This window comes from Paraburkholderia caffeinitolerans, assembly GCF_902859945.1.
In the GTDB taxonomy this organism is placed as follows: Bacteria; Pseudomonadota; Gammaproteobacteria; order Burkholderiales; family Burkholderiaceae; genus Paraburkholderia; species Paraburkholderia caffeinitolerans.
In genome coordinates, this window is sequence record NZ_CADIKL010000010.1 from 69,335 (window position 1) to 94,043 (window position 24,709).

Genomic DNA, 24,709 nt, shown 5'->3' on the forward strand with positions numbered 1-24,709 from the left:
TTCACGTCAGCGCTGTTTCCAGCATTCCGTGTCGCTCCTTCGAGCCGCCGCTGCGCGCCGCCACCTCGCGCCACACCGGCAGGCGCACTGTCACGACGAGTCCGATCCGTCCCGCGCCGGGCCCCACGCTTACCGTGCCGCCATGCGAGCGCGCCACCTGATGAACGATGGCGAGCCCAAGCCCGGTTCCTTCGGTGTCCGTTGCAACGCGATAGAAACGTTCGAACACGTGCATGCGCGCCTCGGCGGGAATGCCGGGGCCGTTGTCGACCACCTGCAGGACAACCTCGTCGCCCTCGCGGCGACAGATGGCCGTCACGTTGCCGCCCGCCTGGGTGTAGCGGATCGCGTTGTCGACCAGATTGGCGGCAAGCGAGGCCAGCAGCCCCGCGTTGCCCGCCACCACTACGCCGCTGTCGAGTTCCGCGCCCAGATCGATATCGCGCTGCTGCGCCGCCTGAATCAGTTCTTCGAGCACCGAGGACACCACCGCGCCGAGATCCACGCACGTGCCCATACGTGCGGGCGCCATCGATTCGGCCTGCGCGAGCAGCAATAACTGGCTCGTCAGTTCCGCCATCTTCTGGCTCGTGCGGCGCACGCCGTTCAGCGCAACGAACAGCGCCGGGTCTTGGGCATCGCACTGGCTCGCGAACTGGATCTGCGTGGCAAGCAGCGTGAGCGGCGTGCGCAGTTGATGCGCCGCGTCGGCGATGAACTGGCGCTGGGTCGAAGCGTGCACCTTCAGGCGCGCAATGCACTGATTGATCGCGTCGACGATCGGCCTCAGTTCCGATGGCAAATGATCGGGCCGGATAGGTTCGAGCTCGGTGGGCTCGCGGTCGGCCACGTCGTTCTTGAGCTTCATGAGCGGGCGCAGTTCGAGCGTGAGCCCGAGCGGCACGAGCAGCGCGGCGAGCGCGAGCATCAGCCACTGGCGCATCAACTGCGGCCGCCAGAGGCCGTCGATCATGGCCTGGCGCGAGGCCACGGTCTTGCCGACGATCACCGTGACGCGCTCGGCGCGGCCCGAATCGTAGAGCATGCGCTCGTAGGCCACCGCGCGAATGGGCGCGCCGTCGTACTGGCTGTCGTAGAACGCGGGCAACTGCGTGGATGACTGCGCACTCGCGGACGGCGGCGCGAGTTCCGGCGCGCCACCCAGCAACCGGCCATCGCCGGCGAGCACCTTGTAGAACACCCGGTCCTGATACGGCGACTCGAACATCTCCAGCGCCGCCGGCGGAATGTTCGCGACGAGCGCACCGTTCTCCCAGTCGACGTCTTCAATGATCGTGCGCGCCGAAGCGAGCAACGAATTGTCCTGCAACAGATCCGCGGTCTGGCGCGCGGCATCGTAAGACATTGCGCCCGTGACGACGGTGAACGCCGCCAGCGGCAGCAGCAACCACAACAGCAGACGCGCACGCAGGCTATGCACCATGTCACGTTCTCCAGTACAAAAGAAACCGTCCCGCGCTGCGGGACGACGTTAGAACGCTTCGGACCTCGCCTGCCGGAGCGCTCACCGGCCTGGCCCTTCAAGTGCTCAAAGCGCTCAGAATGCGGAGGGCCGCCATTTGAGCAGGCGCTTTTCCAGCGAGCTCAACAGGTAATCGGTTGAGAGCGCAACTACCGCGAGCACGATCATCGCCGCGAACACACCGCTCGCATTGAATGCGCCTTGCGCCGTCGAGATCAACAAGCCGATGCCCTGCTTCGAGCCGAGGAACTCGCCCACCACGGCGCCGACCAGTGCGAAGCCAAAGCTCACGTGCAGGCTCGCGAGAATCCACGAGAGTGCCGACGGAATCACCACGGAGGTGGTCACCTGGCGGCGCGATGCGCCGAGAATCTGCGCATTGGCGATCATGTAGCGGTCCGCTTCGCGCACGCCCTGGAACGCATTGGCGAACACCACGAAGAACACCATCACCACGGCCAGCGCCACCTTCGACGCCATGCCGAGGCCCAGCGCGATCACGAACACCGAGCCCAGCACCACGCGCGGGATCGAGTTGGCGATCTTGATGTAGAGGCTGAACACGTCGGACAGCAGTTTGTTGCGGCCCAGCACCACGCCGCACACCACACCGCCCGCGGCGCCGATCAGAAAGCCCAGCACGGTCTCTTCAAGCGTGACCCACACCTGCAGCAACAGCGGCCCTTGCGACGTGCCGTTCACGAACCAGTCGACGATCTGCTCGAAGATCAGCGAGGGCATCGAGAAGAAGAACGGGTCGATCCACTTGTTGCGTCCCGCGAGTTCCCAGCCGCCGAGCACGACGACCAGCACGAGCACGCGCAGGCTGATCACGAGCGCGTGGCGCTGGCGGATGCGACGCTGCGCCAAGCGCTCGACTTGCGCGAGCGAGTTGCGCTCGAGTGCGGCCGCGTTTGAAACAGTTGCAGGAGCAGTCATGGACGGTTTCCGGAGTTGGAGCGTTTCAGGCAATTTGCACCTCTTCGCGCAGGTCGTGCCAGATGTCACGGGAGATTTCGATAAAGCGCGGTTCGTAGCGGATTTCCGACGTAATGCGCGGGCGCGGCAGGTCGATCTCGTAGACCTTCTTGAGCGTCGCGGGCCGCGCCGTGAGCACGAACACGCGATCGGCGAGCGCGATGGCTTCTTCAAGATCGTGCGTGACGAACACCACCGATCCCGTGCCGCCCCACAGTTGCAGCAACTCGTCTTGCATCAGCGTGCGCGTCTGCATGTCGAGCGCCGAGAACGGCTCGTCCATCAGCAGGATTTCGGGCTTGTTGATGAAGGTCTGCGCGAGCGCCACGCGCTTGCGCATGCCGCCGGAGAGTTGATGCGGATAGTGCTTGCCGAACTTGTCGAGGCCGACGCGGCGCAGCCACTCGTTCGCCTCGTCGTAGGCGGCGTCTTTCGAGCGGCCGCGAAACAGCGGGCCGGCGGCCACGTTGTCGAGCACCGAACGCCACGGAAACACCGCATCGGCCTGAAACACGAAGCCGATGCGCGGGTCGATGCCGTTCACCGGCGCGCCCATCACGCGCACCTCGCCCGTGGTCGGCTTGAGCAGGCCCGTGATCATGCTGAGCGTGGTGGACTTGCCGCAGCCCGTGGGGCCGACGATGGCAATGAATTCGCCCTGAGCGACAGACATGCTGAAATCGCGCAGCGCCACGGTGGCTTTGCCGTCGGGTGCGATAAAGCGGCACGAGACGTTACGGAATTCGATAGCCGGCGTGCTGGGTTGCACAGCGGGTTGCGCGGCATGTTGCGCGGAAATTCGCGCACCTGATTGAACTGGAGCTTGCTTCATCAAGGACATCTCACGATTGTTCGGACGCGGCCAGAACAGAAGCCGGCGCCGAAGCCACAAAACAGAGGAAAGCAGCAGCGCGGCGGTCCACGCGGACCGCCTTGCCGTAACGACGTCGAGACGCCGTTATTTCGCGCTGACGAACTCGTTGGTGTACGTCCTGGCCAGATCGACGTGCTTGCCCTTGACCGACGGATTGAACGCCGAGAGCACCTTCAGCACGGTGGCGGGACCGTCGGCGGGCATCTTCGCGTCCGCCGTGTACATCGGCAGCGACGCCTTGAGCGCGGTCACGTAGAGCGCCTTGTCCTTCTGGTAGTCGGCGGGCATCTTGGCCGCGATGTCCTCGGCGCTATGCGTATGGATGAACTCCATCGTGCGTGCGAACGCGTGCGCGAGCTTCGTGGCCTCGGCCTTGTGCGAAGCCACCCACGCGTCCTGCACATAGAGGCTCGCCGCCGGATAGGTGCCGCCGAGCGCCGCACGCGTGCCCTCCACGGTGCGCATGTCCACCAGCACCTTCGCGTCACCGGTCTGCAAGAGCCGCGAGACGGTGGGCTCCGTGGTCATACCCGCATCGATGCGGGTCTGCTTGATGGCCGCGATGAAGCTTGCGTCGGCGCCCACGGGCAGCATCGTGTATTCGGTCGACGCAATGCCGTGCTGGCCCGCGAGATACTGTGTGAGGAAACTCGTGGACGAGCCCAGACCCGTCACGCCGAGGGTCTTGCCCTTGACGTCGGCCATCGACTTGATCGTGTCGGCGGACTTCGACGACACCACCTCCACTTCGCCCGGCACCTGGCCGAACACGGCAATCGCCTTGACGTCCTTGCCCTTCGTCTGCAGGTCGATGGTGTGGTCGTAGAAACCCACCACGCCTTGCACGGCGCCCGCCAGCAGTTCGTTCTCGGCGTCCACGCCTGCCGGCTGCGAAAGCAGTTCGACGTCGAGCCCTTCGTCCTTGAAGTAGCCGAGCTGCTCCGTGAGTTTTGCGGGCAGATAAATGAGCTTCGTGATCCCGCCCACCATGATGGTGATCTTGCCGGGCGCGTCGGCGGCCTGCGCATTTTGCAGCGCGGCGCCAGCCAAAAGACCGCAGGCGATCGCCACGGCGGGCAAACGACGGCGTAATGCGCGGGAAGTGGGTTGCATCGACTGTCTCCATTATTTTGGGCGGCGGCACGATACCGCTTGCCTCGATGAATGGCGGCATTCTAGCCAGCGGAACCCTTCTCGATGCTTTCGCGCCAGGCGGCAAAATATGGGGGATTTCCATGAAACGGGGGCTTCGGCGGCATGTTTTCTCTCAACAGGAATCACTTTCATTCAACAATTCACTTCTCGCACCGGACCTCGAAGCGAATGTGCAGTCACCCATTCCGATTGAAATGTTTTTAAACGATTAACGATTATGCTAACCAGCGCTTTTTTCATAAGAAAATATGCAATCCGCTTATTGAAATAATCTCGCTTTTCTTATTGTTGCCGCTTAACAACAAACCATTGCCGCGGCGCTCGATATTGGAAGAAACTGAATGCGGCCTTACCCTGAGAACCGATAAGATACGAATTACACGCAGCCGTTAAATTTCCGCGCAAGCGGCTTAAATGCAGGCATAAAAGCCGCTTATGCATTTCCTGTATTTCGCTATGCAAATGTTTTGCAACGTGAATATCGAAGGTATTCGTGGCGCATGAATTTAGCTGTTTACTCCACCCTGTACAGGAATTGACGACGATGAAAAAGAAGACCCTGGTTTTTGCTGCAGTGACTGCGGCTTTTGCAGGCGCAGCCCATGCGCAGAGCAGCGTGACGCTGTACGGTATCGTCGACGCAGGCCTGACCTATGTAAGCAACGAAGTAAGCCGGCAATCCACCATTACCCAGAACGGGCTGTCCGGTGGCAAGGCGGCGGTTGGCCTGACCAGCGGCAACGTGCAACAAAGCCGCTGGGGGCTGCGCGGCGTTGAAGATCTCGGCGGCGGCCTGAAGACGATCTTCAACCTCGAAAGCGGTTTCAATGTCGCGAACGGCACCACCGTGAACAGTGCGCTTTTCAATCGTCAGGCATTTGTCGGCCTCTCGCATAGCGACTACGGCACGCTGACGCTCGGTCGCCAGTACGATTCGGTGGTCGATTATCTGGGCCCGCTTTCGGCAACCGGCACGTGGGGCGGCACCTACTTCGCTCACCCCGGTGACAACGACAACCTCAATAGCTCGTTCAGCCTGAGCAATACGGTCAAGTACCAGAGCCCGATTTTCGCAGGCTTCTCGGCGAACGCCTTGTACGGCTTCTCGAACAGCACGGGCTTTGCCGACAATCGCGCGTATAGCTTTGGTGCGGGCTACGAATACGCTGGCTTTAAATTCGGCGCCGCCTACCTGCAACTTCAAGGGCTGAATTCCGGTAACGCCAATGGTTCGGTGCAGGATCTGCCGACCTTCAACACGGCCAATCTGCCGGGCCTCCAGAACCAGCGCACGTGGGGTGTGGGCGGCAACTATGCGTTCGGCCCGGCGGTGGTTGGCCTCCTGTTCACGCAGACCCGTCTGCAAGACCAGATCGCCAATATCTCGCTGCGCTACAACAACTTTGAAGTCAACGGCAAATACAACTTCACGCCGGCGTTCTCGCTGGGCGCGGAGTACGCGTACACGCAAGGCCTGCGCAATACCCCGGCCAGCGGCACGTCGAACAACCTCTCTGCGCACTGGAACCAGTTCGGCCTGCAGGCTGACTACGCTCTGTCGCGCCGCACCGACCTCTATGGCGAGGCCGTGGCCTTCGTCGGCGCGAACAACCAGGTTGGCTTCAACGTCGTGCAGGTCAACGGTACGGCAGCACCGTCGACGAGCCGCAGCCAGGTGGTTGTGAGCGGCGGTATCCGTCACCGCTTCTAACCGGCCTCGCGGTATGGCCCTGGGCAGGCGCCGCGCCTGCCCGCCGTTCTTCTTTGTAACTCCGATTGCCCGCCTCGCGCGGGCTTTTTTCTGTCTGGAATACCCTAAGCGTAAAAAATATGCCCCAATCGGCCGGCCGCTTTCGCTAGAATTTGCTTTCATCGAGGCTAAAAGCATATTTGTGTTGTTGCTGTGGTATCGAATCGCAAATACTGCTTACCTCATTCATCTGATACCGGAGGCGAGCGTGCCAGGTTTACTCCCCAATGTCGACCGCGAGGGACTCCTCGAATATTCAGTGGTCTACACCGACCGCTCGATCAATCATATGTCGCAGCTCTTTCAGGGCGTCATGCGCGACATTTCCAGCATTCTGAAAAAGGTCTACAACGCGAAGGCGGCCATTGTCGTCCCGGGCAGCGGGACTTTCGGCATGGAAGCCGTCGCCCGCCAATTCGCGACCAACAAGAAATGTCTGGTCATCCGCAACGGCTGGTTCAGCTTCCGCTGGTCGCAGATTTTCGACATGGGCAGCATTCCGTCCGAATCGATCGTGTTGAAGGCCCGCCCGGTCGAATCCGGCACGCAGGCCGCCTATGCACCGGCCCCAATTGAAGAAGTGGTCGCCGCCATCAAGGAACACAAGCCCGATCTGGTCTTTGCCCCGCATGTCGAAACCGCATCGGGAATGATCCTGCCCGACGACTACTTGCGCGCGGTGGCCGACGCCGTGCATGCGGTCGGCGGCATGTTCGTGCTCGATTGCATCGCCTCGGGCACGATCTGGGTCGACATGCAGGCATGCGGCGTCGATGTCCTGATCAGCGCGCCGCAAAAGGGCTGGAGCGCCTCGCCCTGCTGTGGGCTGGTCATGCTCAGCCCGCTCGCGCGCGAAAGAATCGACGCCACCACCAGCACCAGCTTCGCCTGCGACCTTCGCAAGTGGCTGCAGATCATGGAAGCCTACGAGAACGGCGGGTTCGCTTACCACGCCACGTTGCCCACGGACAGCCTCACGACATTGCGCAACGTAATGAAGGAAACCGAGGCATACGGCTTCGACAAGGTGCAGGCCGAGCAGCTTGAACTTGGCAAGCGCGTTCGCGCGCTGCTGGAGAGCAAGGGCTTCAGGAGTGTGGCGGCTGAAGGTTTTCAGGCGCCGGGCGTGGTGGTCAGCTACACCGACGACGACGGCATCCGCTCGGGCAAGAAGTTCGCCGATGTCGGCTTGCAGGTCGCCGCCGGCGTTCCGCTGCAATGCGACGAGCCCGAAGACTTCAAGACCTTCCGCCTCGGGCTCTTCGGCCTCGACAAACTGCATGATGTCGACGGCGCGCTCGCCAGGTTCGCCAACGCGCTGGAGCGCATTCTGTAAAGCGGGTTTGCGGTTTCAGGTGGCCGCTCTCGCGGCTGCCTGCTCACACCCGCTTACACCTTTTCGTGGCAAGCGTATTTCTCTTGCCACGCGCAGTCGCTGGAGTACGTAGCGGCGCGCTCCCCGAATCACCACGCCCACCGCACCCCAACGTCGCCGCCGATCACGCGCTGGTGCTCGCCGCCGAAGTTCGTCAGGTAGCTCACGGTCGCAAACGCGCTGCCGCGCTTCGTGAGTTGCGCGACGACGCCCGCGCCGACCTGCCCCATCGTCTGCCCCACCGGCGTGCCCAGGGTGGTCACGCCGCCGAAGGTGGTTTTGTCGTCGGCGCCGAACGAGCGCAGCACGTTCACGCGCAGATACGGCTTCCAGTTCACCCCGCTCGCGTCGAACGCCCATTGCAGGCGCGCGCCGACGCGGCCCAGAAACGTGTTGCCGTTATTCCATGTGACATCGGAAATGCCGTCGTTGAATTTGTCGAGGGCGAGCCATTGCCACACGAATTGCGCCTGCGGCTCCAGCGTCAGTCCGGACCCCAAGGCAATCGGCAGGCCCGCTTCGATCGAGCCGGTGAAGGCATTGCCGTCGGTCGAGCCGCCCACGTTGTCGTTCGACTGCTTGCGCACCGTGAGCGCGCTGCCCATCGCAACGGCGTCGGTGTACCAGCCGCCCGCGCCGATGTGGGTCCAGTAAGCGCCCAGGTTGTACGCGTTGACCTGCAGCGAGCCCGCACCGTAGTCGTACTGACCCAATGCTAGCCCGTTCACGTCGCCCACCGCGCGCGAGAAGCCGACAAGGAAGCCGTAATGATTGCGCGCGCCACCGGGCTGGTGGTCGGCGTAGAGATCCTGGCCGACCTGCATGCCCCATACCGAGCCGTCGAACGAGGGCTTCACGTCGCCGCCCTGCGCGATGTTGCTGTACGCGCCCCACGCGCGCGCCCATGATGCCGGCACCGAGCCGCTTTCGGTCAGCAAGCCCTGCTCGCCCTGACGGTCGTGAAAAGTGTCGATCTGCAGGATGCCTAACTGCCGCGCGACGCTCGGCGCTTCGGCGTAGAGCGGCACCTCGGGGCGATAGACTGGCACCTCCGCGGCGCTGGCACCGGCCTTCGCGCTCACGCCGGACGGCGCGCTGGCTTGCGCGTTGGCAAGCGCCTCGACGATCGGCTCCGGCGTGCCCGGCGCCGCTACGATCGGCGTCTGCGTCGTGGCGGACGGGGGCGAAGGCGGATTGCCTGGCGGCGTTGCGGGCGAACTCGGCTGCGTCGCGGGCGGCGTGACTTCGGGCGCTGCCGGAATCGTATTGCGCAGGTACCAACTCTCGCCCGTTCCCGCGCTCACTCCGCCCTTGGCAAGGTAGTAGTCGTATGCGCCCGCCTTGACCGTCCGCCCCGCGAGCGTGAATGCACCCGTGCCCGTCGTGGCGCCGTTCGCGGCCTGCACGACCTGAATGCCGTCGGTGAGCGTGGCCGCGCCCGGACCGCCCGCGTTCGTCACCTTCAGCGTGCTCGTGCCGCTCGCGGCGCCGCCGCTCACAACCAGCTTGTCCGACGCCGCGCCGTCGCCGGCCAGATACGTGTTCAGCGCGATGGTCCCGTTCTGGCCGGCATAGTTGCCCGCCACCGTGAGCGCATTGCCCACGCCGCTGCCGCCAAGCTGCACGAGGCCTGCGTTCACGAGATTGCCGTTGATCTGGAAATTGCCGACCGCGCCACCCGCGAGACTCGCGAGCGCGTTCGCGACCGAGATCGTGCCGTTGTTCGAGACAGCGCCCGTCACGCTGCCATAGCCAGCGAGCGTCGCGCCGGCCGCAACCGCAACGGGACCGCCGCCGGACAGCGCGGGAGGGTCGCCACCACCGTCGCCCACGACCAGCACGCCCGCGTTCACATTCGTGCCGCCCGTGTAGCTGTTATCGCCGTTCAAGGTCAGGATGCCGGCGCCGAGCTTCGTGAGCGAACCCGAGCCCGTCATGTTCTGCGCAATCGTGGAATTGAAGCCCTGCGTGTCGATGGTGCCGTTGTTCGCGGTAATCGAAATGGCGCGGCCTGGCGCGAGGTCGAAGCCGCTGCCGAATTGCAGCGTGCCGCCGTTGAAGGTCAGGGATCCTGACGATGCGCCCAGCGCGGTATCGGACGCAGTAGAAAGCGTGCCCTGCGTGATAGTTGTCCCGCCCGACCAGGTGTTGCCGCCGGGCGCGGACGGTGCGAGCGTCAGCGTTCCCGTGCCGGTCTTCTCCACCTCGCCCGAGCCGCCGATCGACCCCGTGTAATTGCCGTCGGTGTCCTGCTGAAAACGCACGCGCCCGTTGTCGGTCACCGCAAGGGGCAGGTTTGCGGCGTTCGCCTGCAAGGTCGCGCCGCTATCGACGGTCGCAACCACGGAAGCCGTAGTCGTGCCGAGCGTGCCAATGAGATTCAGCGTGCCGGTCTTGACGTGCGCGCTCGAGAACGTGCCGGTGCCTTCCCAGTTCCAGTCGTCGCCCTCCATCGTCAGGCTCTGGTAATTCATGAAGGCGTTCGACGCAGTGCCGCTGCCCTCCAGCCGCACGATGTTATTGCCGCCGCCACCATCGGCCGCGCCCACGATCTGCGAACCCGTTTGCAGAATCAGCGTGTCGTTGCCGCTGCCGTTCTTGATGGCCGTGCCGCCGCCGCCCTGAATCAGGCCGGCGTTGGTGATGGTTGTGTTGCCATTGGTCGAGCGCACGCCAATGCCGTTATTGCTGATGATCTTGCCGCCCGCCTCGTTCGTGATCGTTGCCGTGAACGAACTGCCAAGCGTATTCGACATCACGGCGTCCACGCTGCCGCCGCTCGACGCACTGCCCGTGGTCTGGATCGTGCCGCTGTTGACGAGCGTGTCGTTGTTGCCCTGCATGTACACGGCCGTGCTGTCCCGGCCCGCCGTGCTCAACGTGCCGCTGTTCTCGATCTTGCCGCTGCCGCCCAGAATCGAAGCCGCGCGCGCATTGCTGCCCGATGTCGATATCGTGCCAGTGTTGATCAGTTCATTGCCTGACGCGCCAAGATTGCTTTGCCCCCACGCGGCAGTCAGGCCATAGGAATTCGCGCCCGTCGTCGTGATCTTGCCGTTGTTGATGAGCGTATTGTTATTGCCGTTCGCGGCGAGGCCGTCGTTGTACGCGCCCGTAGTGGAAATCACGCCGCTCACGCCATTAATGATCGTGTTGCCGTCATTCACGCCAAGTAACATCGCGCCGCGATTCGCGACCCCGGTGCCGTTGCCCGTTAACGAGACGCTGCCGTTATTGGTGATTGCGCTCGACGTATCGACGGAAAACGGCACAGGTGTGTTCGTCAGCACGTAACTGCCCGTTGCGGTGCTGTCGAGGTCGATCGTGACGTTGCGGCTCCCTGCCTGCGCGTTGACCGGCGGAATGCCCGCGCCCGTGCAGACAACCGTGGCGTTGCTCGCCGGCGCGCTGCTCGAACAAGCCGCGTAGACACCCGATGGCGCCGCGCTGACGAGAATGGCCACGCCTCCAAGACTCACATTCCACGCATTTCTTTTCATTTTTTCATCCACGTTAGCGAGCGTTACGGAGGCGTTAGTGCGTGGTTCGGTTTATATCACCGGCTGATCGATTATCGCAAGGCAGGATTAAATGATGTCGCCAATATCACCCGTCAAATAAACGATGGCGCTTTAGTAACGTGATTCAGGTATTATCGGGAAAATTGACTGTCCGCCAGCATGCCGCGGACAAAAATGCGGCTCGGCACTCGACGCACAACAAAGTCATACTATTAACAGCTTCACGCGCCCCTCGATTAACGGTGCGCAGCTATTAAATCGAGTACGCGCCCGCTCGCGTTAAAATATGGGCGTTACCCTCACCCCACCCACCGATGTCCAGCTACAAAGAATTGATCGCCCAGCGCGAGCAACTCGAAGCCCAGCTTCAGGAAGCGTTCAAGGAAGAACGCGTGAACGTGCTCGATGAGATCATCCGCAAGATGAAGCTCCACAGAATCACGCTCGATGAAATTCGCGGCCCTGCGCAAGCCGCGAAGGCCAACAAGGCGCCGCCAAAGTATCGCGACCCGGCAACCGGCGCCGAATGGTCGGGGCGCGGCAAGCCGCCGAACTGGATCAAGGACGAGCCGGACCGCACGAAGTTTCTGATTAGCCACTGATCTTCAGTGACTTTCAGCGGCCGGCTCGATGCCCTGCGTGACTCAGGGGCGCAGCCAACCCTGGCGAATGGGAAGCGCGAGCAGCGAACGGTACAGCGTGACGGCAAACTGCATGAGCGCCGCGCCGCAAGCGTTCCAGACCGGCGTAATCACGGCGTAAACCAGGCACGAGACCACGAGCGCGCCGATCATGTCGAACGGATAGTGCACGCCAAGAAAGACTCGCGACCAGGCAATCGCCACCCCCGCGACCAGCGCGACCAGACCGGTCCGCACCATGCCGCCCAACAGCAGCGTGAGAACGAACACCGAGCATACGGTCCCGTGATCGCTCGGAAACGACGAGTCGGGCGCGTGCGCGAAAAAGGTGTGCCCAAGCCCGATCACGAATGGCCGCGGATGAGGCCAGGCCAGGCCGATTGCCTGGTTGACGCCCAGCGTGACCAGCGTGACCACGCACACACGAAGTGCGATGGCGCGCTTGCGCGCATCGCCGGACAGCCACATCAGCACCAGTGCCAGCGGCACCAGCAAGATCAAGTCGTTTGCGACGACGAGCGCCGTTTTGATGAGCCAGTGCGGCGTGGCCGGCGTGCCGTTGATTGCGAGAAAAAGCGAACGGTTCAATGCTTCGAGTGATTCCATTGCAAAAGTCGTGTAAGTCGATTTCAGGTTGAAGTACAGGGGCTTGCTTGCGCGCCCGGCTGTGCGAGCCGCTGCCGGGCCGGAAAGCGTACGCGGACTGTGAGGCCTCGTCCATCGGACCCGCTATCGAGCGTAACGTTCGCCTGATGCTGCTCAGCAATGCGCCGCACGATCGAAAGCCCCAGCCCGCTGCCCGAAATCGCCTGGGCCGCATGGCCGCTGCCGCGATAAAAGCGCTCCCATACACGCGCGCGATCCCGCTCGGGAATCCCTGGGCCATTGTCGCTGACTTCGAGCACCGCGCACGGGCCCTCCTCGCGCACCACCACGTCGACGCGCGCGTGCGCGCCGGCATAGCGAATCGCGTTATCGACGAGATTGTTGAGCAGCACGCGCAGGTTCTCGCCATAACCGCTCACGCTCACCGCCTGCTCGCTCGCGAGCCCGAGGTCGATCTGGCTCGCCTCGGCAAGCCGCACGCGCTCGGCGACCACCGAGCGCGAGAGCGCGGTCAGATCCACCTCCTGTCTCGCGTCGCGGCCCGTATCGGGATCGAGCCGCGCGAGCGTGAGCAATTGCGCGACCAGATGCGCGAGACGCTCCGTGCCCGAGCGGATCTGCATGACGATTTCATCGCGCTCCTGCACGCTTTCCGCCTTCGGCAATAGTTCGGCCTGCAAACCAAGCCCCATGATCGGTGTGCGCAATTCGTGCGCGGCGTCTGCGATGAAATGCTTCTGCAGCGTAAAGGCATGATCGAGCCGCACCAGCAGGTCGTTGAGCGCATCCACGAGCGGCTTGACTTCGTTGGGCATCTGCGACGTTTCTATCGTGTGCATGTTGTTCGCGTCGCGGCGCTTGAGCCCGGAGGCCACCTCGCGCAGCGGCCGCAAACCGTAGCCGATCCCGAACCACAGCAGCAACGCGACCACCGGCACCAGCGAGAGCACCGGCCAGAACAGATGCATCGAGACCTCGGCCAGCGCCTCCCAGCGCGCGAGGCGCGCCTGCGCCACGCGCACCAGCGTGGTCCCGCTCGTGCTCGCATAGGTGTGCCAGACCTGGCCGTCGACGGTCACGTCGGCATAGCCCGGGCCTTGCGGCGCGGGCAGCCTGGAGTCGGGGTCGCTGCTGAACACGAGTTTGCGGTCTTCCCACACTTGCAGCAGCACGCCATGCGATTGCTTGCCCGAGAGCCGGCCCTTGCGGTCCGTGCCCGTAAGCGAGAGCCGACCGTCGCCGTCCACCACCACGTGCCGCGCGATCGCCTTCATCTGGTCGTTGAGGATTTCGTCGATCTCGCCAAGCGAACCCCACCAGGTGGCTGCGCTCGCCAGCACGCCGGCGAGCAGCATGGACGGCAACAGCCACAACAACAAACGCCGACGCAGCGACGACATGAACCAGCGCGCGGACCGCGCACGCAACGTGGTCATTCGATCTTCCCGATGCCGTAGCCCACGCCGCGCACATTGCGGATGGCGTCCGAGCCCAGCTTGCGGCGCAGGTTGTAGACGTGCACCTGGATGGCGTTGCTCTCGATTTCCTCGTTCCAGCCATACAGGCGCTCTTCGAGTTGCTCGCGCGTGACGATGGCGCCCGGATCGCGCATCAGCTCTTCGAGCAGCGCGAATTCGCGCGCCGTGATGGAAACCTCCTGGTCGTGGAGCCAGCACCGGTGCCGGGCCGGATCCAGCCGCAACGCGCCCGCCGTCAGCATGGCCTGGGCACGCCCGGCCTGGCGGCGGTTCGCGACGCGGATGCGCGCCAGCAGTTCCTCCAGAGCGAACGGCTTGACGAGATAATCGTCGGCGCCGCCATCGAGCCCCGCGACGCGATCCGGCACGCTGTCGCGCGCGGTAATGACGATCACGGGAGTCGAGTCATCGCGCTTGCGCAAGGCGGCAAGCAGCGTCATGCCGTCCTGGTTCGGCAAGCCCAGATCGAGCAGCACGAGCCCATAGTCCGTGGTGCGCAGCGCCAGCGCACCGGCGTCGCCATCCTGCACCCAGTCCACGGCAAAGCCCTCCCGGCGCAGGCCGATGCGCAGCCCATTGCCGATCAGCGGGTCGTCCTCAACCAGCAGTATTCGCATGCCGTCGTCATCTCCTGTTCTGGCCGGTTCCCCCAAAAGGGCCCACGAGCTTACCTTTGCGCAGGTTAACGGAGCATTAACGCGATGGACCGCGCCGCTGCCGCCACTTCACGCGGGCTTCAGCCTCGCTTTCGTAGACTGTTTCCTGTCGCGGCCTCGGGGGCCGCACCTTTGAACAAGGAAAACCGATGAAAAAGCTCATTATCGCCGGCCTGATCGCAACCTTCGCTGCGGCGGCGCATGCCCAGTATACGGGCCCGGGCGAGCAGCCCGCGGCCACGACGGTCCAGCAGTTGACCAGCACGGGCAAGGACGACCAGCGCGTGGTGCTGCGCGGTCATGTGGTGAAATCGCTCGGCGACGAGAAATACACGTTCAAGGACAGCACCGGCGAGATTCCGGTGAAGATCGACGCCAAACGCTGGCCATCGGGGCAGCCGGTGAACGACGCCACCACGGTCGAACTCACGGGCAAGTACGACAAGGAAATGTTCGGCACGCCGAAGGTCAAGGTTCACGACGTGAAGGTCGTGCAGTAAGCCCCGTGGTGCATTCCATCAGGAATGCAAATTATCGTGCGATGTGACGGAAAGAGGCCGCGCCCTTTCCTTAAGCGGGAGATTGCGCACGGGATCGTGCGCGAAGCCGTGCGCCCTGGATGGCGCGCGGCTTCGTTCGTGCTGGGCCTCAGACCTTCTGGCCGACAGCGAGGTGCTCGCCATTCTCCCCGCGCTTGCCCGGCTTGCCGACGTGCTTGCCATCATGCTTGCCCGGATGCGCGGCCGCGTGCATGCTCGCGCGATCGGCGGCGCGTTCATGGCCCGAATCGCGATCGGCGGACATGTGGCCGTTCGTGTTGGCCTCGCCCTTGCCGCTCATATGACCGCCCGATATGCCGCCCGCAGCGTGGCCGCCGCCCATGCCGCCGCCCACGCCGCCATTGCCTCCACCGTTGCCGCCGCCATTACCCCCACCATTGCCTCCGCCGCCGGCATTCGCGAATGCCGACGCACTTGCGCAAGCCATCAGAAAGGCGGACACCACAACGATCGCTCGTACTTTTGCCATCTTCTTCTCCCCCAAAATCCTGTTCGATGAGGAATTGTATGAGCGTCGATTTCGCCCGCACGCGTCAGATGTGTAATCGTCTGTAAAAGCTGTTTCGGGCCGGTTTTGCCCAGTTTCAAACCCTACAGTACGCCTGCTCAGGGGCAGATGAATCAACGTGTGCGCGAGCGTGCACGACCGTGTTTCCCCTGTTGCAAAGCGGTGGTGTCGAGCAGATGCTGGCGCCCTTCGCCGAGTATTTCGTCGGCGAGCGCGGGCGCGACATCGGCAACGGCACGCGAAAGCACCAGCGTCCCCACCATCCCGCTGAACAGCGCAATCGCCTTTGCGCGACTGCTTTTTTCGCCGCGCGCTTCAAACACCGTCGCGATCTGGTCGAGATACGCCGCCAGCCCACCCGCGTAGGCCGCGCGCGATTCGTCGTCCAACCGGCGCGCGTCGCCCGCGAAGCCCGACAAAGGGCAGCCCGCGTCGATATCCGCGCGATGCTCTGGGGACAGATACGTGCGTATGTGCTGCTCGAGCGCATCGGCGCCCGGCGTATCGACGCCCGGTGCATCGGCGCCCGCCGACCTTGCCTGATCGACGACGGCGGCGACCGTCTCGCCGCCCTCCGCCAGCGCCTTGTCCATCACGGCGGCCACCAGCGCGTCCTTCGATTTGAAGTGGTTGTAGAAACCGCCCTGGGTAAAGCCCGCCGCCTTCATCAACTCGGCCAGCCCGACCGCATCGACGCCGCGCTCGCGAAACAGCTTCTCGGCGGCGGCCACGATCGCGCGCCGGTTCTCCGCCGCCTGTTCTCTGGAAACGCCCATATTGCCCTCTTTCTCTGGCCGCCATCGGCCTGATCGCTGATCGGATCCCAATCGGATTCATCGAAAAATACAATGGTGATCACCATTGACATGACCGGCGCGCACGACCACAATGGCCCTCAGTGACGATGTTGATCACCATTGTCTTGAGTATAACCGGCTTTGTGCCCTTGCATGAACCTTTCAAGAGGGAATCATCATGACGAAGACCACGCCTGAACAGAACAAGGCGCTCGTGCTGGAAGCATTCGACACCTTGTTCAATAAACGCGACTACGTTGCGGCCGAGCGTTTCTGGTCCGAGCATTACATTCAGCACAGCGCCCACATCGCCCCGGGACGCGGCGGCCTGTTCGATCTGGTGCGCACCTTGCCTCGCTCGTTGAACTACCGGAACCAACTAATCGTGGCCGAAGGCGATTACGTGATTGCTCATGGCCGCTTCTCGGGACACGGCAGACCGGCGGCATGGATCGCGGCCGACATCGTCCGCTTCGAAAACGGCAAGCTTGCCGAGCATTGGGACGTGCTTCAGGACGAGGCGACCCAAGCCGAATCCGCGAGCGGCCTGCCGATGTTCGGCGAACGTTTCCCTGTCTGACCCTTGCAGCCTGATTCACATCATTTACTCAGGAGTACGATCATGAAACTCACCGGCAACACGATCTTCATCACGGGCGGCACCTCGGGAATTGGCCGCGCACTCGCCGAAGCGCTCCATCAGCGCGGCAACAAGGTCATCATCAGCGGGCGGCGGCGCAGCCATCTGGACGCGGTGGTCGCGGCCAATCCGGGCATGGCCGCCGTCGAGCTCGACATGACCAACCCGGCTAGCATCGAGCGCATTGCGGCGCAACTGATCGCGGACTACCCCGATCTGAACGTGCTGATCAACAACGCGGGCATCATGGAGCCCGACAACGCTGCGGGCCACATCGACGACGCCCTGCTGGTCGCCACCACCACCACGAATTTGCTGGGGCCGATCCGCATGACATCGGCGCTGATCGACCATCTCAAGACACGAAACGACGCCGTGGTGGCTTATACGAGTTCGGTGCTCGCCTTCGTTCCGATGGCGGTGACGGCGGTGTATTCGTCGACCAAGGCGGCGCTGCATTCGTACATTCTTTCGCAACGCTTCATGCTGCGCGACACGAACGTGCGCGTGCTGGAGATCGCCCCGCCCTGGGTGCGCACCGACCTCATGAACAGCCGCGAGGCCGAGCAGGCGATGCCGCTCGACGCCTTCATCGCGGAAACCATGGCCGTGCTCGGCACCGATGCGAACGAGGTGCTGGTGGAAGCCGCGAAGCCGTTCCGTGCGAATCCGGGCGCGAACGAGCATGGCTTCGTCAACGAGTTCAATACGCAGGCCGTGGCGCTATTCAGCCAGGCGTAGAAATTTAGAGCCGTTAAAGCCGGTAGTCGAGCGCCGCGAACGTCGTCAGTTCGCGGCGGCTTTCGGTGATTGGGCTGGCGGCGGCATAGTGCTGCAAACGCCCAAGCGTCGCATTCACCGAGCCCACCCAGTGCTTCGAAAAATCGTGTGACGCGTAGAACGTCATATGCAGATCGCGCACGCCGGAACCCGTTGCGTACTGCGGCAAGCCCGACGCCGCGTTCTATAACGTCTATTTCCAGCTCGGCAACCGCTTCTGAGTTTTTTCACGAGGATCGTTCAAATAAGGAGCCATGCGGCAGTCGAATGGATGGCTAAGATATACTGATCGAAGCAGGCGTCACCTTCACCATTCTTGGTCTATTTTCCTTTTCAATATGGTGCTCCGTCATGTAGGTGCGGCATTTGGGCGAATTTTCTTCCAACGCTGCTTTTATCTCTTCATGGTGCTGATGCTTTTTATCGTCGCCGTGCCGTTCATCGAACCTACGGCGATTGGGCGCTTTGCGATCAGCGTTGCCAGCACATTGATTATCGTCGCCGCCGTAGCCTCGGTTGGCCGCTCCACACTTCCATTCACGATTGCCGTTGTGCTGGCAGTTCCGGCGCTGGCATTCCAGTGGCTTGCGTTATCCGGCGCCGACCCGGGTGCGCTCGTCAAGTCGCTATGTTTTGATGCCCTGCTCTACGCCGCAACGATTGTCTACCTGCTGCGCTATGTGTTCCAGCGAGAGGTCATGACGGCAGACAAGCTCTTTGGCGCGGCTTCGGCCTATCTGCTCATTGGTTTTTTCTGGGCCTATCTCTATTCCCTTGTCGATTATTTTTACAAGGACTCGTTCTTCCTGTTTGGCAGCCGGACCTCGGCCACATTTTACGACCTCGTCTATTTCAGCTTCACGGTATTGACCAGCACGGGATTCGGCGACATCACGCCATTTAGCCGCCCGGCGCGCGGGATTTGCGTCGTCGAGCAAATCGTTGGCGCGCTATTCGTCGCCATCTTGATTGCGCGGCTCGCGGGCGTCTACCCGCCGCAAAACCGCCAAAGGCCGGACCGCACCAACGGCAATTAATATTCGCAGGGGGTTACGTTTCACGGTGCCTCCGGCACTTTCGGAAGCGGGTCCTGCGCATCGAGAAATGCGTGTAGCGCATTCAGAAATGCTGACTCGGCTGCATTGAGTTTGCGGTCCTCCGACCAGATGAGATAAACGTCGAGATCGGCCACGCCTTCGCCAGGCGGGAGGCGTTGAAATCGTCCATCGGACGCGTCGTCTCTGACGATGTGCTCAGGCAGACAGCCAATGCCGAGCCCCGCAAAAATGAATCGCTTGATCTCGGCCATATTCGACGACGATGCCACGACGCGGCCCGTGAAGCCCATTTCGTCGCGGAAAATCGTCAATGGCGACAAGTGATCGCCAACCTTGTCACCGGCAAACGACACGAACGACTCGCCAGCGAGATCCGCGACTCGCAGGTCCTCGCGGCCAAATAGCGGATGATGCCGCCCGCAGAACAACGCGTAATGCTGGCGCAGAAATATCCGTTCATTAATACGCTTGGGCAGCGTGCGCCGCGGCGTCAGGCCAATCGTCACGGCCTTTTGCTGCAGACTGTTCACGACGTCGGCACTGCGCATCACCTGGCTCTCGAACTCGATGCGTGGATGCGTGCGGTGAAACGCGGCGAGAAAGTCGTCGTAAGCCGGAAATTCCACGCCGCTCACCGTGCCGATCCGCACCAGACCCGCAACGTCCTGCTGGTGATCGACGTCCGTTAGCGAAAGGCGCGAGATCGTCCCATAGATTTCCTCCGCGATCGCCCGGACTTCGAGTCCGGCGGGGGTAATCTCGAGGCGCGGTCCGCCCCGATCGACGAGGCGCACGCCAATCTGATCTTCGAGCCGGCGCAACGCCTGGCTCACCGCGGGCTGGGTCAGGTGCAGGCGCGTCGCCGCCCGGCTCACGCTCTTCTCGTGCGCAATGACGAGAAACGTGCGCAGCAGATTCCAGTCGAGACGGTCATTCAGATAGGTGTCGGTTCGACCTTTGTTCATGGCGAGTCTCGTCGTTCATGCTTCGTAAAGTCCCCATCCGGCTTGCGCCGGCGAGCGTATTGATTCAATTAATACGCGGGATAAGAAACCAGAATTTTACTTATCTTTATTGGAACCGGATAAAGGCACCTGTTCCGCATCAGCCGACGCGGCATTCAATCCCCGGCCCCTTGCCACTGTCCGAGTCCATCATGTCCACCCTACACCCCATCACCGCGTCCAGCGACGATCATGCCGCTTCCAGCGACATGCGGAAGATCGCGGTTGCCAGCGTCATCGGCACCACCGTCGAATGGTATGACCTGTTCGTGTTCGCCACCGCCTCGGCGCTGGTATTCAACAAGGTGTTCTTTCCGAGCTTCGTACCCTTGATCGGCACACTGCTCGCATTCGGCACGTTCGCGTCCGCGTATCTCGCGCGGATCGTCGGCGCGGCGCTGTTCGGTCATTTCGGCGACCGGCTCGGCCGCAAATCCATGCTGCTGTTCTCGCTGATCCTGATGGGCTGCGCGACGTTCGCGATCGGCCTGCTGCCGAACTATGGCGCAATCGGCATGTGGGCGCCCGTGCTGCTGCTGACGCTGCGCATTATCCAGGGCCTCGCGCTCGGCGGCGAATGGGGCGGCGCGGTGCTGATGGCCGTCGAACACGCGCCGGCTTCGAAGCGCGGGCTCTACGGCTCGTGGGTGCAGATCGGCGTTCCGGCCGGCACGCTGATCGCGAACCTCGTGTTCCTGCTGTGCAGCGCGGTGATCTCGCAGGCCGACCTGCTGTCGTGGGGCTGGCGCATCCCCTTCGTGGCGAGCGCGCTGCTCGTCGGCGTGGGCCTCTATATCCGGCTCAATACCTCCGAAACGCCTTCCTTCAAGAAGATCAAGAACACGTCCGCGCAAGTGAAGCTGCCCATCGCCGATGTGATGCGCCGTTCGTGGAAGGAAGTGCTGCTGGGCGGCATCGCAACCATGTCGACCGGCACGTCGTTCAATCTGATGGTCGCGTTCGGCCTGACCTACGGCACCCAGACGCTGCATTTCACGCGCACCGCGATGCTCGCCATCGCACTGATCTCGTGTGCACTCTGCATCGCGCTGCTGCCCTTGTTCGGCCGGCTGTCCGACAAGATCGGGCGCAAGCCGGTGATCGTCGGCGGCATCATCGCCGAAGCGCTGTTCGCGTTTCCGATGTTCTGGCTGCTCGATACCCAGTCGTTCGCGCTCGCGCTGGTCGGCTATCTGCTGATGATGACGGCCTTCGCCGCCAACTACGGCCCCATCGCAACGTTTCTCGCCGAGCTGTTCGGCACGGGTGTGCGCTACTCCGGTCTTTCTGTGAGCTACATGTTGTCGGGCCTGCTCGGCAGCGCGGCGACGCCAATCGTCACGACCGCCCTGCTGTCCGCAACGGGCCGCGGCTCGTCGGTCGCGTGGTACATGATCGGCTCGGCCCTCGTGTCGGCAATCGCCTTGCTGCTGCTGACCGAGACGATGAAAACCGACATCGCGGCCACCGGCTCGCACTGAGGAGCATGCGATGTCGAACACTATCGATCCCGTGCTGGCGCGGCAACTGGAAACCGTCAGCTTCCCCACGCTCGGCCATTTTCTCGAAACCGGATTCGCCGACTATCGGCTGCGCGCACTGCTGCCGAACGTGAAGATGATCGGCCGCGCGCGCACGCTGAAGCTTCAGCATCACGACGCAATCGCCGTCAATCGTGCGCTCGCGCGGTTGACACCGGGCGACGTGCTGGTCATCGACATGTGCGGCGACCACCAGCATGCGCCGGTGGGCGCGGTCACCGTCACCGCCGCGCTGCATGCAGGCGCGGCGGGCATCGTCGTCGATGGCGTCGTGACCGATCTCGTCGAGTTGCATGCTGCACGCCTGCCCGTGTTCGCGCGCGGCACGAGCGTGCTGACCACGAAGCGGCTCGATTGCGGCACGAGCCTGTTCGATGTGCCGGCGCAATGCGGCGGCGTCGTGGTCGAACCCGGCGCGATCGTGCTCGGCGACGACAACGGCCTGCTGTTCACCGATGCCTCGACGCTCGCAAGCGTGATCGACGCCGCGCTCGAATCCGATCGCGCGGAGCCCGCGATACTCGAGCGTCTGCGCCAAGGCGAGCCGGCGGCGGCGGTGCTGCACGGCGCAAGCGCCGAACCCGCGGAGTTGAGCCGATGAAATCGACCACCGCATCGACCACCTCATCGCCCCCCCTTCGCCGCCCCGTGCACCTGCGCCGAAGCTGGCTGTTCACCGCCGGCAACGACGACGACGCACACCAGGCTGCGCTCGACAGCGGCGCGGACGTCATCGTCGCCGATCTCGAGGAGTTCACGCCGGCCGCCGTACGTCCGGCCGCGCGGCCGCGCATCGCGGCGCTGATGGCGCGCTGCCGCGCTGCCGGCACGGTAGGCGCGGTCCGCATCAACCGGCTTGCCGACGACGGTCTCGCGGATCTCCATGGCGTCATGCCGGGCCAGCCCGACGCGATCTTCCTGCCCCACGTGCAAGGCCGCGACGACATCGTCAACCTCGCGAACGCGCTCGACGAATCGGAGGCCGCGCTCGGTCTGCCGCCAGGCTCGACCGAGATCGTGCCGACGATCGAGTCCGCGCTCGGCTTCGTGCGCGTGCAGGAGATCCTTGCCGCCAGCCCGCGCATTCGCGCCGCCCTGCTGGCCGCCGAGGACCTGAGCGCCGATCTCGGCGCCGAGCGCGGCCCAGATGGCGTGGAGCTCGCGCACCTGCGCGGGCGCTTCCACGTCGAGTGCACGGCGGCGGGCCGCATCGCGATCGACTGTCCGTTCAACTACCGCGACGCCCACGCCCTGGCCACCGATCTGGCGTGGGCGCGACGGATCGGATTGCGCGCGAAATGCTCCGTCTATCCGGAACAGGTGCACGCGATCCATGCGGCGTTGACACCGTCCGAAGCGCAGCTAAGCGAAGCGCGCGACATCGTTGCGCGCTTCCAGGCCGTACCCCAGACCTCACCCCAGGCCGCGCAACAGAACATCGAACCGCGCATCGATGCCCCCGATTTCCATACGGCCCGGCGCCGCCTCGTGCGCGCCGCCGAATTCCAGGCGTGGGCCGACACGATTCGGTCCGCGTCTTCCCAAGGAGAACTTTCTTGACGTCCAGCCTCACCGAAATTTCGCGCCCCCGCCGCAACGGCGGCCAGATCCTGATGCAGCAACTGCGCATCCATGGCGTGCGCCGCCTGTTCATGATTCCCGGCGAAAGCTATTTGCCGTGCATCGATGCATTCAACGAACATCGCGATGCGATCGAACCCATCGTCTGCCGTCAGGAAAGTGGCGCGGCCTATATGGCCGAGGCGTATGGCAAGCTCACCGGCGAGCCGGGCATCTGCTTCGTGACGCGCGGCCCCGGTGCGACCAACGCGAGCATCGGCGTGCATACGGCGTTCCAGGATTCCACGCCGATGATTCTGTTCATCGGCCAGGTCGGCAACGACTTCTACGAGCGCGAGGCATTCCAGGAGATCGACTATCGGCGGATGTTCGGGCAGATGGCGAAGTGGGTCGCGCAGATCGACCGCACCGACCGGATCCCCGAATACATTGCACGCGCGTTCACGGTCGCGACCAGCGGCCGCCCCGGCCCGGTCGTGCTCGCACTGCCCGAAGACACGCTGTGGGGCACCGCCGAAGTCGACGACCTGCCGCGCTACCAGCGCGTGCACAGCCACCCCGGCGGGTCCGATCTCGCGCGCATGACCGCGCTGCTCGAGCAAGCGGAACGTCCGCTGATGATCGTTGGCGGCACCGGTTGGACCCATGACGCCATGCGCGACGTCGCGGGTTTTGCCGAGCGCTTCCAGATTCCGGTCGGCACTGCGTGGCGTCGTCTCGAATGCTTCGACCAGCGCCATCCGAACGCGGCCGGCCACGTCGGCTGGGCGATGACGGCCGAATTGCGCCAGCGCGTGCGCGACGCGGATCTGATTCTCGCTGTCGGCACGCGGCTCGGCGAGGCGACCACGGAAGGCTATAGCGTGATCGAAAGCCCGATGCCGCGGCAAAAGCTAATCCATGTGTATCCGGAGGCGAGCGAGCTGGGACGCGTGTTCACGCCGGCCCAAGCCATCGTTGCCGACGTCGCGAGCTTCGCGAGCGCGGTGGCGAAGCTATCGCCCGCCGTTCATCCGCAACGCGCGGCTTGGGTCGAGCGTGCGCACGCCGACTATCTCGCGAGCCTTGAACCGCTGCCGTCGCCGGGGCCGCTGTCGCTCGACGCGATCGCCGCGATCGCCAGCGAGCAGTTGCCGCACGACGCGTGCATCACCGTCGGCGCCGGCAATTACGCGCTCTATCCGCATCGCTATCGCCGCTATACCGGCCCCGGCACGAGTCTCGTGCCGACCGTCGGCTCGATGGGCTACGGTCTGCCCGCGGCGATCTCCGCCAAGCTCGAGCAGCCCGAACGCACGGTCGTCTGCTATGCCGGCGACGGCTGCTTCCAGATGAACCTGCAGGAGCTGGGCGTCGCGCTCCAGTATCGGGTCGGCGTGGTCGTGCTCGTGTTCAACAACAGCATCTACGGCACGATTCGCGCCCATCAGGAACGCGAGTTCCCCGGCCGCGACATCGCGCTCAGCTTCGAAAACCCCAATTTCGCCGCGCTCGTGCGCTGCTACGGCGGCCAGGGCGAAGTCGTCGAACGCACCGAGGACTTCGCCGCAGCACTCGCGCGCGCATGCGAATTCGCGAACCGCGAGAATCTTCCGGCACTGCTGGAGGTGCGCTACGACGCCAATGGCATCGCCCCGGGCGAAACGCTGTCCGCGATCCGCGACGCGGCTCTGGCGCGCCAGCGACAAGCAAGCGCCGCCGAATGAACCTGATCTGATCTGAC

24 protein-coding genes are annotated in these 24,709 nt (G+C 63.6%); 12 read left to right on the top strand and 12 right to left on the bottom strand.

Annotated elements, in window-relative coordinates; translation table 11 throughout:
• Window position 1 precedes the first annotated feature (1 nt).
• The 4 genes from HV773_RS12340 to HV773_RS12355 form a co-directional block, all read right to left on the bottom strand.
• Window positions 2-1,444 carry a sensor histidine kinase gene (locus HV773_RS12340; RefSeq protein ID WP_129564167.1) on the bottom strand — a complete coding sequence of 481 codons (1,443 nt, stop codon included), beginning with the start codon at window positions 1,442-1,444 and terminating at the stop codon, window positions 2-4.
• 114 nt (window positions 1,445-1,558) lie between these two features.
• Window positions 1,559-2,422: an ABC transporter permease gene (locus HV773_RS12345; protein ID WP_129564166.1), complete on the bottom strand. Its 864-nt coding sequence runs from the start codon at window positions 2,420-2,422 to the stop codon at window positions 1,559-1,561.
• Window positions 2,423-2,447: 25 nt separating this feature from the next.
• Entirely contained in the window at window positions 2,448-3,293 is an 846-nt protein-coding gene (locus tag HV773_RS12350) for an ABC transporter ATP-binding protein (RefSeq protein WP_129564165.1), read from the bottom strand.
• A gap of 126 nt (window positions 3,294-3,419) precedes the next feature.
• A complete protein-coding gene (locus HV773_RS12355) occupies window positions 3,420-4,448 on the bottom strand; it encodes an ABC transporter substrate-binding protein (protein ID WP_129564164.1) in 1,029 nt (342 codons plus the stop codon).
• Between HV773_RS12355 and HV773_RS12360 the strand changes: the two genes are divergently transcribed.
• From HV773_RS12360 to HV773_RS12370, 3 genes are all read left to right on the top strand, one after another.
• The gene (locus tag HV773_RS12360) at window positions 4,427-4,702 is read left to right on the top strand and encodes a hypothetical protein (protein WP_129564163.1); all 276 of its coding nucleotides are present in this window, start codon (window positions 4,427-4,429) and stop codon (window positions 4,700-4,702) included. The genes HV773_RS12355 and HV773_RS12360 overlap by 22 nt on opposite strands.
• Window positions 4,703-5,034: 332 nt before the next feature.
• Window positions 5,035-6,201 carry a porin gene (locus HV773_RS12365; RefSeq protein ID WP_129564162.1) on the top strand — a complete coding sequence of 389 codons (1,167 nt, stop codon included), beginning with the start codon at window positions 5,035-5,037 and terminating at the stop codon, window positions 6,199-6,201.
• A 247-nt stretch (window positions 6,202-6,448) separates the two neighbouring features.
• Entirely contained in the window at window positions 6,449-7,576 is a 1,128-nt protein-coding gene (locus HV773_RS12370; RefSeq protein ID WP_129564488.1) for an aminotransferase class V-fold PLP-dependent enzyme, read from the top strand.
• A 128-nt stretch (window positions 7,577-7,704) separates the two neighbouring features.
• Here HV773_RS12370 and HV773_RS12375 read toward each other — a convergent pair whose 3' ends face one another.
• Window positions 7,705-11,115, bottom strand: coding sequence for an autotransporter outer membrane beta-barrel domain-containing protein (locus tag HV773_RS12375; protein WP_246282273.1), 3,411 nt, complete (start codon window positions 11,113-11,115; stop codon window positions 7,705-7,707).
• Between the two features lie 335 nt (window positions 11,116-11,450).
• Here HV773_RS12375 and HV773_RS12380 point away from each other — a divergent pair, with 335 nt between their 5' ends.
• A complete protein-coding gene (locus HV773_RS12380; RefSeq protein WP_129564161.1) occupies window positions 11,451-11,738 on the top strand; it encodes an H-NS histone family protein in 288 nt (95 codons plus the stop codon).
• A gap of 42 nt (window positions 11,739-11,780) precedes the next feature.
• On the opposite strand, the gene HV773_RS12385 is transcribed toward HV773_RS12380, so the two are convergent.
• The 3 genes from HV773_RS12385 to HV773_RS12395 are packed head-to-tail and all read right to left on the bottom strand — an operon-like array spanning window position 11,781 to window position 14,478.
• On the bottom strand, window positions 11,781-12,383 hold the full coding sequence (locus HV773_RS12385) for a phosphatase PAP2 family protein (protein WP_129564160.1): 603 nt from the start codon (window positions 12,381-12,383) through the stop codon (window positions 11,781-11,783).
• A 23-nt stretch (window positions 12,384-12,406) separates the two neighbouring features.
• The gene (locus tag HV773_RS12390) at window positions 12,407-13,819 is read right to left on the bottom strand and encodes an ATP-binding protein (RefSeq protein WP_129564159.1); all 1,413 of its coding nucleotides are present in this window, start codon (window positions 13,817-13,819) and stop codon (window positions 12,407-12,409) included.
• Window positions 13,816-14,478 (bottom strand): response regulator, encoded by a 663-nt coding sequence (locus HV773_RS12395; RefSeq protein WP_129564158.1) that lies wholly within the window; start codon window positions 14,476-14,478, stop codon window positions 13,816-13,818. The genes HV773_RS12390 and HV773_RS12395 overlap by 4 nt, the downstream gene beginning before the upstream one ends.
• A gap of 188 nt (window positions 14,479-14,666) precedes the next feature.
• On the opposite strand from HV773_RS12395, the gene HV773_RS12400 reads away from it, so the two are divergent.
• Complete coding sequence (locus HV773_RS12400) at window positions 14,667-15,017, top strand: YgiW/YdeI family stress tolerance OB fold protein (RefSeq protein ID WP_129564157.1); 351 nt, start codon at window positions 14,667-14,669, stop codon at window positions 15,015-15,017.
• A gap of 148 nt (window positions 15,018-15,165) precedes the next feature.
• Here HV773_RS12400 and HV773_RS12405 read toward each other — a convergent pair whose 3' ends face one another.
• On the bottom strand, window positions 15,166-15,546 hold the full coding sequence (locus tag HV773_RS12405; RefSeq protein ID WP_162497829.1) for a hypothetical protein: 381 nt from the start codon (window positions 15,544-15,546) through the stop codon (window positions 15,166-15,168).
• Window positions 15,547-15,698: 152 nt separating this feature from the next.
• Window positions 15,699-16,361, bottom strand: a complete 663-nt coding sequence (locus tag HV773_RS12410; protein ID WP_129564154.1) for a TetR/AcrR family transcriptional regulator — start codon at window positions 16,359-16,361, stop codon at window positions 15,699-15,701.
• A 199-nt stretch (window positions 16,362-16,560) separates the two neighbouring features.
• On the opposite strand from HV773_RS12410, the gene HV773_RS12415 reads away from it, so the two are divergent.
• Both HV773_RS12415 and HV773_RS12420 read left to right on the top strand, forming a co-directional pair.
• Window positions 16,561-16,962, top strand: coding sequence for a nuclear transport factor 2 family protein (locus HV773_RS12415; protein WP_129564153.1), 402 nt, complete (start codon window positions 16,561-16,563; stop codon window positions 16,960-16,962).
• 42 nt (window positions 16,963-17,004) lie between these two features.
• On the top strand, window positions 17,005-17,763 hold the full coding sequence (locus HV773_RS12420; RefSeq protein ID WP_129564152.1) for an SDR family oxidoreductase: 759 nt from the start codon (window positions 17,005-17,007) through the stop codon (window positions 17,761-17,763).
• 13 nt (window positions 17,764-17,776) lie between these two features.
• On the opposite strand, the gene HV773_RS12425 is transcribed toward HV773_RS12420, so the two are convergent.
• Window positions 17,777-17,971 (bottom strand): MipA/OmpV family protein, encoded by a 195-nt coding sequence (locus HV773_RS12425; RefSeq protein ID WP_484555906.1) that lies wholly within the window; start codon window positions 17,969-17,971, stop codon window positions 17,777-17,779.
• A 235-nt stretch (window positions 17,972-18,206) separates the two neighbouring features.
• Here HV773_RS12425 and HV773_RS12430 point away from each other — a divergent pair, with 235 nt between their 5' ends.
• A complete protein-coding gene (locus HV773_RS12430) occupies window positions 18,207-18,839 on the top strand; it encodes a potassium channel family protein (protein ID WP_227875458.1) in 633 nt (210 codons plus the stop codon).
• A 20-nt stretch (window positions 18,840-18,859) separates the two neighbouring features.
• Here the strand turns inward: HV773_RS12430 and HV773_RS12435 are convergent, their stop codons facing one another.
• Window positions 18,860-19,825 (bottom strand): LysR family transcriptional regulator, encoded by a 966-nt coding sequence (locus HV773_RS12435; RefSeq protein ID WP_129564151.1) that lies wholly within the window; start codon window positions 19,823-19,825, stop codon window positions 18,860-18,862.
• 191 nt (window positions 19,826-20,016) lie between these two features.
• On the opposite strand from HV773_RS12435, the gene HV773_RS12440 reads away from it, so the two are divergent.
• The 4 genes from HV773_RS12440 to HV773_RS12455 are packed head-to-tail and all read left to right on the top strand — an operon-like array spanning window position 20,017 to window position 24,692.
• A complete protein-coding gene (locus HV773_RS12440; RefSeq protein ID WP_217481908.1) occupies window positions 20,017-21,345 on the top strand; it encodes an MFS transporter in 1,329 nt (442 codons plus the stop codon).
• 10 nt (window positions 21,346-21,355) lie between these two features.
• Complete coding sequence (locus HV773_RS12445) at window positions 21,356-22,006, top strand: RraA family protein (RefSeq protein WP_129564150.1); 651 nt, start codon at window positions 21,356-21,358, stop codon at window positions 22,004-22,006.
• On the top strand, window positions 22,003-22,965 hold the full coding sequence (locus HV773_RS12450; protein WP_129564149.1) for an HpcH/HpaI aldolase/citrate lyase family protein: 963 nt from the start codon (window positions 22,003-22,005) through the stop codon (window positions 22,963-22,965). The genes HV773_RS12445 and HV773_RS12450 overlap by 4 nt, the downstream gene beginning before the upstream one ends.
• Window positions 22,962-24,692 (top strand): thiamine pyrophosphate-binding protein, encoded by a 1,731-nt coding sequence (locus tag HV773_RS12455; RefSeq protein ID WP_129564148.1) that lies wholly within the window; start codon window positions 22,962-22,964, stop codon window positions 24,690-24,692. Before HV773_RS12450 ends, HV773_RS12455 begins: the two co-directional genes overlap by 4 nt.
• Window positions 24,693-24,709 lie beyond the last annotated feature (17 nt).